This window comes from Falsiroseomonas tokyonensis (genome assembly GCF_019024325.1).
Classification (GTDB): domain Bacteria; phylum Pseudomonadota; class Alphaproteobacteria; order Acetobacterales; family Acetobacteraceae; genus Falsiroseomonas; species Falsiroseomonas tokyonensis.
In genome coordinates, this window is sequence record NZ_JAFNJS010000002.1 from 339691 (window position 1) to 353010 (window position 13320).

Here is a 13320-nt window from a genome sequence, read left to right on the forward strand (position 1 = left end):
GGATTGCTCAGCGGCGAGAGCGGAAGAAGCGGCGCGCGCGGCGCTCCGCCTCGGCGGCCGCCTGCTGCGGCGTCGCCTGGCCGGAGGCGACGGAGGCGCACATCTGCACCATCACGTAATCCGCATTGGCCGCGGCCGAGGCCTCGCTGATCGGGCCCTTGTAGCCGGCGTAGAAGGTCGTATCCATCACGCCCTTGAACACCGAGATCTTCGGGTCGCCGCTGCTCCAGGTCGCGCTGTTGTTGTAGGCGACCAGCGGCTGCGACCAGTAGCCGAGATTGGCCTGCAGCCAGGGGTCGTACTGCGCCGCCTCCAGCATGAACTGCAGGAAGGCCTTGGCGGCATTGGGATAGCGGCTGTGCCTGAAGACCATGGCGTTCAGCGTCAGCCCGGCCATGGGCGAGGTCTGCTGCGTGCCCTTGGGCAGCAGGGTCATGTAGGTGTCGTCCGCGATGGCGCGCATCGCCGGGTCGTTCTTCAGCGAGAAATACAGCGAGACGCCATTCGCCGTCAGGTGGCATTCGCCGGCGGAATAGGCGCGGTTGTTGCTGATATCGCCCCAGGCGATGGTGCCGGGGATGAAGGTCGCATAGAGGTCCTTCAGGTATTCCAGCGAGCGGATCGTCTCCGGGCTGTTGATGGCGACGTTGTTGTTCTCATCCACCAGATAGCCGCCGAAGGACCAGACCAGCCACTGCGCGAAGCCGTTGCCGTCACCCACCGCATTGCCCAGCGCGAAGCCGGAGGGCTTGCCCACCCGCTTCAGCTCCTGCGACATCTTCAGATAGCCGGCATGATCCTCGGGCGGGGCGTCGAAGCCGACGGAATTCAGCGTGGACTTGCGCCAGACCAGGGGGCCGCCGGAGGCGCCGAAGGGCAGGCCGACCCATATGTCGGTGCCGGCGCGCTTGCCGTAGCGCTGCGCCATGGCCTTCCAGCCACCGTATTTCTGGCCGAGATAGGCGGCGACATCGGCCATGTCGACCAGCTTGTCGGCGTAGATATGCGGCGCCTCGTTGAAGCCGATGATCAGGTCGGGGCCGGCGCCGGTATTGGCGGTGACGGCGGTCTGCTGGGTGATGTCCTCCCACCCCACGAAGTCGACGCGCACCTCGACGCCCGTCTGCTGCGTGAAGCGTGCGGCATTGGCGCGGAACACCTCCTCATCCGGCTGCACGAAGCGCACCGGGCGCAGCATGCGCAGCGTGGCACCGCGTTCGATCGGCAGGGAAGGGGCGGTGGCGGATTGCGTGGGGATATTGGACTGCGCGAAGGCGCGGGGGGCTGCCAGCGCCGCTCCGCCCAGTGCGAGCGCCGCGCGGCGTGTGATGAGGTAGGCCATTTTCCCGATTCCTCCTTGTTTGTCGTTGGTTGTCTTCAGCCTGGCAGGCGCGCTCCATCCGGCCCGAACAGATGCACCAGTCCAAGGTCGGGCAGCACCCGCAGCTTGTCGCCCGGGCGCCCCTGCACGCGTTCGCGGAAGGCGCCGGTCACCACCGTCTCACCCAGCCGCATCGTCACCTGCGTCTCGGACCCCGTCGGCTCGACCAGCACGATGGTGCCTTCGACGCCATCATCCGAAAGGCTCATATGCTCCGGCCGGATGCCGTAGGTGGCGGCATGGGGGGGCGCGCCCGGCGGCAGCGGCAGCAGCGCGCCGCCCTGCGTGCGGAAGCCCTGCGGCGTCACCTCGCCGGGCAGCAGGTTCATCGCCGGGCTGCCGATGAAGCCGGCAACAAACAGGTTCGCGGGCTTGTCATACAGCGCCAGCGGCGCGCCCGCCTGTTCGATCCGCCCGCCATTCATCACCACGATCTGGTCGGCCATGGTCATGGCCTCGATCTGGTCATGGGTGACGTAGATGGTCGTTGTGCCCAGGCGCTGCTGCAATTCGCGGATCTCGGACCGCATCTGCACGCGCAGCTTGGCATCCAGGTTGGACAGCGGCTCGTCGAACAGGAAGACCTGCGGATGCCGCACGATGGCGCGCCCCATGGCGACCCGCTGCCGCTGGCCGCCCGAGAGCTGGCGCGGATAGCGGTCCAGCAGCGCATCCAGGCCGAGGATCTTGGCGGCGCGCTGCACCTCCTCCTCCATCACCTGGGGCGGCGCCTTGGCCAGCTTCATGGAGAAGGCCATGTTCTGCCGCACCGTCATATGCGGATACAGCGCGTAGTTCTGGAACACCATGGCGATGTCCCGGTCCTTCGGCGGCACGTTGTTCACCACGCGCCCGTCGATCGCGATCTCGCCGCCGCTGATGTTCTCGAGCCCCGCGATCATGCGCAGCAGCGTGGATTTGCCGCAGCCGGATGGGCCGACCAGGACGACGAATTCGCCATCCGAGATCTCCACATCGACGCCGTGCAGGATGCGGGTGGTGCCAAAGGATTTGAGCGCCTGCCGCACCGAGACCGTTGCCATCTTTCCGTTCCGTCCTCCCACGTGCCGCCTTTACCGGCGACTACGCCCGCGAAGGCTACACACGCCTTCGCGCCCCGCGCAACCTCGCCACCGGCCGACGGGCGCCGCGGTTTGCAGGATTAAGGCGCGGAAGCCGCCAGCGCGGCGCATGGCCGTCCCGCCCGATCCTGCGCTGGACGAAGGCTGGGGCGCGGGTCTAGGCAAATGCTGCATAGCAGCAAGGCCGATCCCCCCATGCCTGAGCACTACAGGCGCCTCGCCGCCCTCCTCGGCGCCCTGACCGCGCTGGGGCCGCTGGGCGTGGACATGTACCTGCCCGCCTTCCCCGCCATGGGCGCCGACCTCGCCGCCAGCCCCGCCGCCATCCAGCGCACGCTCGCCGTCTTCCTGCTCGGCATGGCCGCGGGCCAGCTGGTCTATGGCCCGCTGTCGGACCGCGTCGGGCGGCGCCTGCCGCTGATGATCGGCATGGTGGTCTTCACCCTGGCCTCCATCGGCTGCGCGCTGGCGCGTTCCGCCGATGCGCTGGTGGCGCTGCGGCTGCTGCAGGCGCTGGGTGGCTGCGTCGGCGTGGTGGTGGCGCGTGCGGTGGTGCGCGACCTTTGCGACGAGCGCGGCGCGGTGCGCATGATGTCCATGCTGATGCTGGCCATGGGCGCGGCGCCGATCCTGGCGCCGATGCTGGGCGGCTGGCTGCTGGCGGCGCTCGACTGGCGCGCGATCTTCTGGTTCCTGGCCATCTATGGCGCGGTCGCGCTGCTGGTGATGCAGCAATGGCTGCCGGAAAGCCTGCCGGTGGAGCAGCGGCGGCAGGACGGGCTGGGCCAGGTGATGCTGGTCTATGTCCAACTGCTGCGCGATCGCCGCTTCCTGTCGCATGCGCTGGCGGGTGCGCTGCCGATGGCGGGGCTGTTCGCCTATCTCGTCGGCTCGCCGAACCTGCTGATGCAGGTGCATGGGCTGGGGCCGCTGGAATACGGCATGGCCTTCGGCGGCAATGCCTTCGGCCTGATCCTGGCGAGCCAGGTCATCAGCCGCCTGGTGCGTCGCAGGCAGCCGTCCCAGCTGCTGGTGGTCACGCTGTCGCTGCTGGCGGTGGCGGGGATCGGCGTGGTGCTGGCGGTCCTCAGCGGCGCCCTGCTGCCGCTGCTGGCCGCCTTCTTCCTGTATCTGGCGCTGATGGGATCGGTGCTGCCGCTGTCCTCGGCGCTGGCCATGGCGCCGATGGGGCGGATGGCGGGCAGCGCCTCGGCGCTGATGGGCACGCTGCAATTCGGCATTGGCGCCGTGGTGGGCGCGGTGCTGGGCGCCTTCGGCGGCACATCCGCGCTGGCCATGGGCGTGCTTATCGCGCTGGCGGGCAGCGGCGGCCTGGCCGCGCATCTGCTGCTGAAGCGCAGCGCGGCGGGGGCCTGAGCCTGGCTCAGCCCGCTTCGGCTTCCGCCCAGCCCGCCGCGATCGCCGCGGCCTCCGCCTCGAAGCGGCCTTCGAGGATGGCGTTGCGCAGCCGCGTCATCAGGGTCTGGTAGTAGCGGATATTGTGCCAGGTCAGCAGCATCGGGCCGAGCATCTCCTCGGCCTTGATCAGGTGGTGCAGATAGGCGCGGGAATGGTTGCGGCAGGCAGGGCAGTCGCAATCCGGGTCCAGCGGCCGCGTAGCCTCGGCATGCTTCGCATTGCGCATGTTTAGCACGCCGCGGCTGGTATAGGCGCGGCCGGTGCGGCCGGAGCGCGTCGGGATCACGCAGTCGAACATATCGACGCCGCGGCGGACGGATTCGATGAGGTCGGAGGGCGTGCCGACGCCCATCAGGTAGCGCGGGGCATCCTGCGGCAGCAGCGGCGCGGTGAAGTCCAGAACGCGCAGCATTTCCGCCTGGCCCTCGCCCACGGCGAGGCCGCCGATGGCATAGCCCTCGAAGCCGATTTCGGTCAACGCGGCCACGCTCTCGCGCCGCAAATCCTCGAAGACGCTGCCCTGGACGATGCCGAACAACCCGTGGCCGTCGCGCGCGACAAAGGCCTGGCGGGACCGCGCGGCCCAGCGCATGGACAGTCGCATGCTCTCGGCGGCCTGCTCCTCCGTCGCCGGGAAGGGCGTGCATTCGTCGAAGCACATGGTGACGTCGGCGCCGAGCAGGTGCTGGATCTCGACGCTGCGCTCGGGGGTGATGCGGTGTTTGGAGCCGTCGATATGGCTCTGGAAGGTCACGCCGTCCTGGTCCAGCTTCCGCAGGCCGGACAGCGACATCACCTGGAAGCCGCCGGAATCCGTCAGGATCGGCCCGTGCCAGTCCATCATCCGGTGCAGCCCGCCGAGCCGCGCCACGCGCTCCGCCCCCGGCCGCAGCATCAGGTGGTAGGTGTTGCCCAGCACCATGCGCGCGCCGGTGGACCGCACCGCATCAGCGGTCATCGCCTTCACCGTGCCGGCGGTGCCCACCGGCATGAAGACCGGCGTCGGCACCTCGCCATGCGCCGTGTGCAGCATGCCGGCCCGCGCCGCGCCGTCGCGCGCTGCCATCTTCCAATGCAGGGTCATTCGGCAGCGTCCTGTTCGCAGCGGAACAGCAGGCTGCCGTCGCCGTAGGAGAAGAAGCGGTATTCTTCGCGGATCGCATGCGCATAGGCCGCGCGCATGCGGCGCGTGCCGCAGAAGGCGGAGACCAGCATCATCAGGGTCGACTTCGGCAGGTGGAAATTGGTCAGCAGCGCATCCGCCGCGCGGAAGCGATGGCCGGGCAGGATGTAGATGCCGGTCAGCCCGCGGAAGGGCGTCACCGTGCCATCCTCGGCCGCCGCCGATTCCAGCGTGCGCAGCGCCGTTGTGCCGATGGCGACGATGCGCCGCCCGGCGGCGCGGGCCGCATTGATGGCGGCGGCGGAGCCTTCGGGCATCTCGCACCATTCCTGGTGGATGCGATGCGCCCGCGGATCCTCGTCCCGCACCGGCAGGAAGGTGCCGGCGCCGACATGCAGCGTCACCGACACCCGTCGCACGCCCCGCGCATCCAGCGCCGCCAGCAGCCGGTCCGTGAAATGCAGGCTCGCGGTCGGCGCGGCAACGGCGCCGGGATGGCGCGCAAAGATGGTCTGGTAGTCCGCCGCATCCTCGGCGCGCGGCTTGCCCTCGCGCTGGATATAGGGGGGCAGGGGAATCTCGCCCGCCTGTTCCAGCGCCGCGGCCAGCGCCGCCTGGTCCGGGCCGAAGTCGAACAGGGCGGAGCCGCCTTCCTGCCGCTCCACCACCCGCGCGGTGCAGCCGGGGGCGCCCTCGATCTCCACCACATCGCCCGCGCGCAGACGCCGCGCATTGCGCACCAGCGCCTGCCACAGCCCGCCGCCCTCGGCGCGGTTCAGCATGATCTCGATGCGCGCCTCGCCGCGCCGGGCGCGCAGGCGGGCCGGGATGACGCGGGTGTCGTTCACCACCAGCACGTCGCCCGGCTCCAGCAGCCCCGGCAGGTCCAGCACGCCGCGATCCGCCAGCCCTTCCGGCCGCACCACCAGCAGCCGCGCGGCATCACGCGGCCGCGCCGGCGCCTGGGCGATCAGGCGCTCCGGCAGGGCGAAGTCGAAATCCTCGGTGCGCAGCGGGGGAGGGGCAGGGGCCTCGGGCATGGGCGCGGCATGTGACCCGCCGCGCCCGCCTTGTCCAGTTGGATCAGCCCGCCGGGCGCCAGCGGACCACGTCGCTGCTGGCGGAGGTCTCGCCCTCGGTCACGCCGATCACGGCCGAGACATCCACCTTGCCGCGGCCCGGCACCTCCAGCGTCGGCGGCTCGACACTGATGATCTGCGAGCCGGCCGGCGCCTCGACATGGCCGGCGGGGCGAGCCTCGCTGGCCTCGGTATCGGCATCCCCCGCGCTGGTCGGGCTGCCGCGGCCGGCATAGCCCACGCCTTCCATCGGCGCGAAAGTATAGCGCGTCTCGGTCGCGCCATCCTCCTGCCGGGTCTCGTAGCGATAGATCGGGAAGCTTTCGGCCATGCGGGTCGGTCCTGTTTCGGTTGCGGTTGCAACGCAGGTCCCGCGCCGGGGGTTGCGCGCCCTATGCCCGCACCAGTCCTCGCATGGCCGGCGCCTCGTCGCTGCCGGGGAAGGCCCGCGCCACCGCGGCGTCGGGCAGGCGCAGATGGTCGCGCAGCAGGCCCTTGGCGATGCTGCGCAGGTCCCGGGTGGGCTGCAGGTCGCGGTTCTCGAACAGCTTGTCCTCGGCCAGGCCCGGCCAATCGGCCACCACCCGCCCGCCGGTCACCGCGCCGCCGGCCAGGAAGGCGACGCCGCCGGTGCCGTGGTCGGTGCCCTGGTTGCCGTTCACCCGCGCGGTGCGGCCGAATTCGGTCACCACCAGCACGGCGGTCCTGGCCCATTCGGCGCCCAGTCCCTCCTTCAGCTGTCCGAGGCCTTCATCCAGCGCCCGCAGCGGACCCATGATGCGGCCCATCTGCTGCACATGCGTGTCCCAGCCGCCGAGCTCCAGCGCCGCCACGCGCGGCCCGCCCGGCTCGGCCAGCAGGCGACCGGCGGTGCCGGCCAGCGTCGCGAAGGTCACCCGCTCCCGCTCCGGCGTGCCCAGCGCCTGGGCGACGAAGCCGCGCGCGCGCATGCCCTCGGCGAAGGCCGGGCCGATCAGCGGGTCGGCCTGCTGCAGGGCCGCCAGGCGGTACATCAACTCCGGCGCCGGCCGGTCCAGCCCCGGCGGGGCATAGGCGCCGACCGGCACCGGGCCGCGCAGCAGCAGCGGCACGCCGGTGCCCACCGCCAAGCCGGTGCGGGCCTGTTCGCCCGGTGGCAGGGCCTGCAGTGCGCGGTTCAGCCAGCCGCTGGCCATGCGCTGGCCGCTGCCCGATTCCAGCAGGTCCTGCGCCTCAAAATGGCTGCGGCTTCGATAGGGGCCGGCCACCGCATGCAGCATGGTGGCCTGGTCCGCCGTGAACATGCCATGCAGGTTGCCGAGCGCCGGATGCAGGCCGAAGGTTCCGCCGAGGTCCAGCAGCCCTTCTTCCTGCCCGGGCTCCGGCAGGGCGAGGCGTTCGCGCAGCCCCTTCAGCGCCGGGTCGCCATAGGGCTGCACCACATACAGCCCGTCCAGCGCGCCGCGCAGCAGGATGACGACCAGGCGGCGGTCGCCCGGCGCCTGGCCGAAGGCCAGCCGCGCCTGGCCGGCCACGAAGGTGGCGCCGAGGCCCAGCAACAGGCCGCGGCGGCCGATACGGAAGGAGGCGTGGGGCGCGGCGCCGCAGGCGGGGGATTCGCTCATCGGTGCATGAACTCCGGGCTGCCGAGCAGCAGGGTCAGCGCATCGCGCACCGATCCGGCGCGGCGCATCTCGGTGGCGGTTTCGGCGCGGGCGAGCGGGCCGAGGGCGGCCTCGGCCGCCGCGCCGGGATCCACCCGCTCCATCCGCCCGGCCAGGGTGAAGGCCCAGTCGACGCGGCGCATCAGCGCCTCCGGCGTCGCCCAATCCGCCGCCACATCGGGCCAGCCGATCGGCTGCTGCGCCGTCCAGAGCGGCTGGGAGAGGCTGCCCAGGCCGGCCAGAACCAGCCGCGCCTGACCCTCCCGCAGCCCCAGCGCGCGGCCGGCGGCGATGACATAGTCCATCGGCGTGCGGAACTTGCCGAGTGGCGGGTCCCAGGCCTGGGGCAGGGCAACCAGGGTGCGGGCGGCGGCGCCGAGGTCGCCCTTGCTCTCGCGCAGGCTGCGCTCCAGCGCGCTGACTGCCTGGGCCGGCGGCTGGTCCGCCACGAAATGCCGCGCCAGCTTCACCGCCAGGTGGCGCCAGGTGGCCGGATGCTCGGCCAGGAAGCGGATCGCCTCCTCCCCGGCCGCCTCGCCGGCGCCGAATCGGCGGCCGAGCAGGCGCTTCTCACCGGGTTCATGGTTGCGTCCGCGGAAGACGAAGCCGTAGGGCTCGCGCCCACCCTCAAAAGACCAGCCGGTGAGGATCTTGGCCAGTTCCTGCACATCGCCCTGGGTGTAGCCGCCGGCCGGCGACAGGGTGTGCAGCTCCAGCATCTCCCGCGCCAGGTTCTCGTTCAGGCCGCGGCGGGCGCGTTGGCCGCCGGGGCTGTTGGGGCCCAGGGAGCCGGCATTGTCCAGGTAGATCAGCATGGCCGGGTGCCGGGCCACCGCGACAGCCATATCGGCGAAGCGGCCGGTGACATGCGGCCGGATGGCATCCCGCTCCAGGCTGCCGATCAGCAGCGCGGTGCTGCCGGACCGGCGGCTGACGGTGAAATGGTTCATCCAGAAATCGACCAGCCTTTCCCGGAAGGGCTGGTCGGCGGTCAGCCGGCGGCTGGCCCAGGCCAGCGTCTCGGTCCGCAGCAATTCGGCCACGGCAGCGCGGGTCTGCATCGGATCGCCTTCCGGGTTGCGGGCGCGGCGGGCGGCGAGGTCCTTGCCGCGGACCTCCAGCGCCTGGGCCAGGCTGGCGCCTTCGGGCGGGGGGGCGGGCCGGTCGATCTGCTGCAGGAGCCAGGCCTCGGGCTGCGCCGGCGGCGCCTCCCCCAGGCGGAGACCCAATCCGAAGCGGATCGCGGCGATATGGGCCGGGGATTTCATGCGCTGCAATTTAGCACGCACGGCACGGCTGTCCCTGCAGGCTTTCGTGACATAGCGTGACCCTTGCCTCGGCTCCGGGCCCTCAAATCCGGCCGGCTGCCGCCCCGGATTCGCGCGCGAACGCTTGCAAAACCCGGTGGGAGAGGGCATGTCCCGCCGCGAGAAGACGATACTCGACATCATTGCGCGGGCGGCAACGGGCGAAAGCCCGCGGTCGGACCCGCTTTCGCCTATGGAGACCCATCGTGGCGCGCACTGAACTGGCCCTGATCCGCAACATCGGCATCACCGCGCATATCGATGCCGGTAAGACCACCACGACCGAGCGGATCCTGTACTACACCGGCAAGTCCCACCGGATCGGTGAGGTGCATGACGGCAACACCACGACGGACTACATGGCGCAGGAGCGCGAGCGGGGGATCACCATCACCTCCGCCGCCGTGACGGCGATCTGGAAGGATCACCGCATCAACGTCATCGACACCCCCGGCCACATCGACTTCAACATCGAGGTCAACCGGTCGCTGCGCGTGCTCGACGGCGCCATCTTCATCATCGAGGGCGTGGCCGGCGTGCAGCCGCAGTCCGAGACGAACTGGCGCCTGGCCGACCGCTACAACGTGCCGCGCATCATCTTCATCAACAAGCTGGACCGCACGGGCGCCGATTTCTATCGCGCCGCGGAGACGCTGACCGAGAAGCTGGGCATCAACTGGGTCACCCTGCAGCTGCCGATCGGCATCGAGGACACCTTCATCGGCGTCGTCGACCTGGTCGAGATGAAGGCCATCATCTGGAAGGGTGACGAGCTGGGCGCGCAGTACGAGTACCAGGAGATTCCGGACGAGCTGAAGGAGAAGGCGGCCGAGTACCGCCAGAAGCTGGTCGACACCGCCGTCGGCATCGACGAGACGGCGATGGAGGAATATTTCGACAAGGGCGACGTCTCCGTCGAGACCCTGAAGAAGTGCATCAAGAAGGGCACGATCAGCGGCGAGTTCCGCCCGGTGCTCTGCGGCACCGCCTTCAAGAACAAGGGCGTGCAGCCGCTGCTGGATGCGGTGCTGGACTACCTGCCGAGCCCGATCGACATCCCCGGCATCAAGGTGGCGCCGGAGGAAGGCCAGGACGAGACGGCCGACCGCCAGGTGATCCCGGCCGATCCGGACGCGCCCTTCGCCGGCCTCGCCTTCAAGATCATCAACGACAAGTACGGCAACCTGACCTTCGTGCGCGTCTATCGCGGCACGCTGCGCCAGGGCGACATGGTGATGAACACCACCAAGGGCCAGCGCGAGCGCATCGGCCGCATGTTCCAGATGCACGCCGACAAGCGCGAGGAAATCAAGGAAGTCTTCGCCGGCGACATCGCTGCCTTCGTCGGGCTGAAGGACACCGGCACGGGTGACACCCTGGCCGATGGCGCCGATCCGGTGGTTCTGGAGCGCATGGCCTTCCCGGTGCCGGTCATCGACATCTCTGTCGAGCCGAAGACCAAGGAGGGCGTCGAGAAGATGACGCTCGGCCTGCAGAAGCTGGCGGGCGAGGACCCCAGCCTGCGCCTGCGCACGGACCAGGAGACGGGCCAGACCATCCTCTCCGGCATGGGCGAGCTGCATCTCGAGATCATCGTCGACCGGCTGATGCGCGAATACGGCGTGGACGCTCATATCGGCGCGCCGCAGGTGGCGTACCGGGAGACGATCACCAAGAGCCACACCGAGACCTATACCCACAAGAAGCAGTCGGGTGGTTCGGGCCAGTTCGCCGAGGTGAAGATCGTCTTCGAGCCGAAGGAGCGGACCGAGGGCATCGAGTTCGTCAACGGCACCACCGGCGGCTCCGTGCCGAAGGAATACATCCCGGCGGTGGAAAAGGGCATCAAGGTGCAGGCCGATACCGGCGTGCTGGCCGGCTTCCCGACGGTGGACTTCAAGTTCACCCTGGTCGACGGCAAGTACCACGACGTCGACTCCTCCGCGCTCGCCTTCGAAATCGCCGCCAAGGCCTGCTTCCGCGAAGGCATGAAGAAGGCCGGCCCGGTGATCCTGGAGCCGATCATGGACGTGGAAGTCACCACGCCGTCCGACCATGTCGGCGACGTCGTTGGCGACCTGAACCGCCGCCGCGGCGTGATCCAGTCGCAGGACATGGCCGGCACCTCGGTCATCGTCCGGGCGCATGTGCCGCTGAAGGAAATGTTCGGCTACATCTCGAACCTGCGCGGCATGACCAAGGGCCGCGCCAGCTTCTCGATGCAGTTCCACCACTACGACCCGGTGCCGCGCAACGTCGCCGAGGAAATCATGAAGAAGTCCGCTTGATCCCATCCGGGACGGGCGACGGCAGCGGCGCGGGGGGCAACCCCCGCGCCGTTTTGCGTTTCAGCGCTTCAAGAAATGCGTGCCCAGCGCATCCAGCACCACCCGGCCTTCCGCGGTGGTGGCGACCAGGTAGCGCAGCTTCGCCACCGCCATCTCCGGCTTGCTGCGGCTCACGCGCATCTCCGCCACCTCCAGCCGCATGGTCACGGACTCGTCCGGTTCCAGCGGCGCCGGCCAGGACAATTCCACGCCGCCGCCGGCCAGGTTGATCTCGGCCAGCAGCCCGCTGCGGATCAGGTGGCCGACGGCCGCGGAATAGGTGTGCAGCCCGCTGGCCACCAGCCGGCCAAAGACGGAATGGCGCGCCGCCTCCTCATCCAGGTGGAAGGGCTGCGGATCCCATCGCGCCGCGAAATCCAGCACCTCCGCCCGCGGCAGGACGAAGCCGCCGAGGTCGAAGGACTGGCCCGGCGCCAGATCATCGGCCGAGCGCAGCGGCGTCATGCCGGGGCCGCGGCCGGTGCCCGCCGGAAGCCGCGGGCCAGCATCACCAGCCAGATCAGCAGGGTGAAGACGCCCAGGCTGCCGGCGATCGGGCGGCTGAAGAATTCCAGGAAGGCGCCGTCCGCCTTGATCATGGACTGCACGAAGGTCTGCTCCAGCATCTCCCCCAGCACCAGGCCCAGGATCAGCGGTGCGATGGGAATGCCGTGCTCCTCCATCACCCAGCCCAGGACGCCCATGGCCAGCATCAGCACCACGCCATAGAGGCTGTTGGTCATGGCGAAGCTGCCCACCAGGCAGAACAGCAGGATGACGGGCAACAGCAGGTTGCGCGGAACGCGCAGGATCTGCCGGGCCGACTTGATGGCGGCCCAGCCCAGCGGGAACATGATGAGATTGGCCAGGATGAAGATCAGGAAGACCGCGTAGATCAGCTGCGGGTTTTCCTGGAACACGGTGGGGCCCGGATTCATGCCCTTCATGTACAGCACGCCGATGACGATGGCGGTGATGCTGTCGCCCGGAATGCCGAAGACCAGGGCTGGGATCCAGGCGCTGCCAAGGGCCGAGTTGTTGGCCGAGGTCGCATCGACGATGCCCTCCACCTCCCCGGTGCCGAACTTCTCTGGCTGCTTGGAGAAGCGCTTGGCCACCGCATAGCTGATCCAGGCCGCGATATCGGCGCCGGCGCCGGGCAGGGCGCCGATGGCGGTGCCGATGGCGCTGCCGCGCAGGAAGTTCAGCCAGTAGCGTCGCGTCACCTCGCCCAGCCCGCGGAACAGGCTGCCCACCGCCTGCGGCACAGCCTTGGTCGCCAGGTCGAAGGTCACCGCGCCGCGCATCAACTCGCTCACCGCGAACATGCCGATCATGGTGGCGATGAAGTTCACGCCGCCCATCAGGTTCACGTCGTCGAAGGTGAAGCGCGGAAAGCCCGCCGCCGGATCGATGCCCACGGTGGCCAGCAGCAGCCCGAAGAACAGGGACAGAAAACCCTTCACCGGGTCGGCATTGGACATGAAGACGGCGCAGGTCAGGCCGAGGCAGGCCAGCCAGAAATACTCATAGGAGGAGAAGTTGATGGCGACTTCGGCCAGCAGCGGCGCGAAGGCGATCAGCACGGCCACGCCGATCAGCCCGCCACCCACGGAGAAGACCAGGTTCACGCCCATGCAGAGGTTCAGCTGCCCCTTCTGCGTCATGGCGTAGGATTCATCGGCGTAAGCCGCGGAAGCCGGCGTGCCCGGCATGCGCAGCATGGCGCCGGGGATGTCGCCGGCGAAGATCGCCATGGTGGTGGCGGTGACGATGGCGCCCAGCGCCGGCACCGGCGGCATGAAGAAGGTGACCGGCACCAGCAGCGCGGTGGCCATGGTGGCGGTCAGCCCCGGCATGGCGCCGACGAACATGCCGAAGATGGCGGACAGGCCGATGACGGCCAACACGAAGGGGTCGAAGACCAGGCCGAAGGCCTCGATCAGCGGATCCATGGCT

General features: G+C 69.7%; 11 protein-coding genes. 2 read left to right on the forward strand and 9 right to left on the reverse strand.

The window, feature by feature from the left end; genetic code table 11:
- Positions 1-7: 7 nt before the first annotated feature.
- Both J3S20_RS07785 and J3S20_RS07790 read right to left on the reverse strand, forming a co-directional pair.
- Positions 8-1342: an ABC transporter substrate-binding protein gene (locus J3S20_RS07785; RefSeq protein ID WP_216835881.1), complete on the reverse strand. Its 1335-nt coding sequence runs from the start codon at positions 1340-1342 to the stop codon at positions 8-10.
- 35 nt (positions 1343-1377) lie between these two features.
- Positions 1378-2424: an ABC transporter ATP-binding protein gene (locus J3S20_RS07790; protein WP_216835882.1), complete on the reverse strand. Its 1047-nt coding sequence runs from the start codon at positions 2422-2424 to the stop codon at positions 1378-1380.
- Positions 2425-2658: 234 nt separating this feature from the next.
- Between J3S20_RS07790 and J3S20_RS07795 the strand changes: the two genes are divergently transcribed.
- Complete coding sequence (locus J3S20_RS07795) at positions 2659-3840, forward strand: multidrug effflux MFS transporter (protein ID WP_216835883.1); 1182 nt, start codon at positions 2659-2661, stop codon at positions 3838-3840.
- A gap of 7 nt (positions 3841-3847) precedes the next feature.
- Here J3S20_RS07795 and tgt read toward each other — a convergent pair whose 3' ends face one another.
- From tgt to J3S20_RS07820, 5 genes are all read right to left on the reverse strand, one after another.
- Positions 3848-4966, reverse strand: coding sequence for a tRNA guanosine(34) transglycosylase Tgt (gene tgt, locus J3S20_RS07800; RefSeq protein ID WP_216835884.1), 1119 nt, complete (start codon positions 4964-4966; stop codon positions 3848-3850).
- Positions 4963-6045 (reverse strand): tRNA preQ1(34) S-adenosylmethionine ribosyltransferase-isomerase QueA, encoded by a 1083-nt coding sequence (queA, locus tag J3S20_RS07805; protein WP_456305690.1) that lies wholly within the window; start codon positions 6043-6045, stop codon positions 4963-4965. Before queA ends, tgt begins: the two co-directional genes overlap by 4 nt.
- A 43-nt stretch (positions 6046-6088) precedes the next feature.
- Positions 6089-6415, reverse strand: a complete 327-nt coding sequence (locus J3S20_RS07810; RefSeq protein ID WP_216835885.1) for a hypothetical protein — start codon at positions 6413-6415, stop codon at positions 6089-6091.
- Between the two features lie 61 nt (positions 6416-6476).
- Entirely contained in the window at positions 6477-7688 is a 1212-nt protein-coding gene (locus J3S20_RS07815; RefSeq protein WP_216835886.1) for a DUF1501 domain-containing protein, read from the reverse strand.
- Positions 7685-8995, reverse strand: a complete 1311-nt coding sequence (locus J3S20_RS07820) for a DUF1800 domain-containing protein (RefSeq protein ID WP_216835887.1) — start codon at positions 8993-8995, stop codon at positions 7685-7687. Before J3S20_RS07820 ends, J3S20_RS07815 begins: the two co-directional genes overlap by 4 nt.
- 245 nt (positions 8996-9240) lie before the next feature.
- Between J3S20_RS07820 and fusA the strand changes: the two genes are divergently transcribed.
- On the forward strand, positions 9241-11322 hold the full coding sequence (fusA, locus tag J3S20_RS07825) for an elongation factor G (protein WP_216835888.1): 2082 nt from the start codon (positions 9241-9243) through the stop codon (positions 11320-11322).
- 60 nt (positions 11323-11382) lie between these two features.
- On the opposite strand, the gene J3S20_RS07830 is transcribed toward fusA, so the two are convergent.
- Both J3S20_RS07830 and J3S20_RS07835 read right to left on the reverse strand, forming a co-directional pair.
- Positions 11383-11826, reverse strand: a complete 444-nt coding sequence (locus J3S20_RS07830) for a MaoC/PaaZ C-terminal domain-containing protein (protein ID WP_216835889.1) — start codon at positions 11824-11826, stop codon at positions 11383-11385.
- Positions 11823-13316 (reverse strand): tripartite tricarboxylate transporter permease, encoded by a 1494-nt coding sequence (locus J3S20_RS07835; RefSeq protein ID WP_216835890.1) that lies wholly within the window; start codon positions 13314-13316, stop codon positions 11823-11825. Before J3S20_RS07835 ends, J3S20_RS07830 begins: the two co-directional genes overlap by 4 nt.
- Between the last annotated feature and the right edge of the window lie 4 nt (positions 13317-13320).

What these genes read in the sequence shown, in the direction of transcription:
- J3S20_RS07785 (WP_216835881.1), bottom strand. Translation starts at nt 1,342, where the DNA reads ATGGCCTACCTCATCACACGCCGCGCGGCGCTCGCACTGGGCGGAGCG.
- J3S20_RS07790 (WP_216835882.1), bottom strand. Translation starts at nt 2,424, where the DNA reads ATGGCAACGGTCTCGGTGCGGCAGGCGCTCAAATCCTTTGGCACCACC.
- J3S20_RS07795 (WP_216835883.1), top strand. Translation starts at nt 2,659, where the DNA reads ATGCCTGAGCACTACAGGCGCCTCGCCGCCCTCCTCGGCGCCCTGACC.
- tgt (WP_216835884.1), bottom strand. Translation starts at nt 4,966, where the DNA reads ATGACCCTGCATTGGAAGATGGCAGCGCGCGACGGCGCGGCGCGGGCC.
- queA (WP_456305690.1), bottom strand. Translation starts at nt 6,045, where the DNA reads ATGCCCGAGGCCCCTGCCCCTCCCCCGCTGCGCACCGAGGATTTCGAC.
- J3S20_RS07810 (WP_216835885.1), bottom strand. Translation starts at nt 6,415, where the DNA reads ATGGCCGAAAGCTTCCCGATCTATCGCTACGAGACCCGGCAGGAGGAT.
- J3S20_RS07815 (WP_216835886.1), bottom strand. Translation starts at nt 7,688, where the DNA reads ATGAGCGAATCCCCCGCCTGCGGCGCCGCGCCCCACGCCTCCTTCCGT.
- J3S20_RS07820 (WP_216835887.1), bottom strand. Translation starts at nt 8,995, where the DNA reads ATGAAATCCCCGGCCCATATCGCCGCGATCCGCTTCGGATTGGGTCTC.
- J3S20_RS07830 (WP_216835889.1), bottom strand. Translation starts at nt 11,826, where the DNA reads ATGACGCCGCTGCGCTCGGCCGATGATCTGGCGCCGGGCCAGTCCTTC.
- J3S20_RS07835 (WP_216835890.1), bottom strand. Translation starts at nt 13,316, where the DNA reads ATGGATCCGCTGATCGAGGCCTTCGGCCTGGTCTTCGACCCCTTCGTG.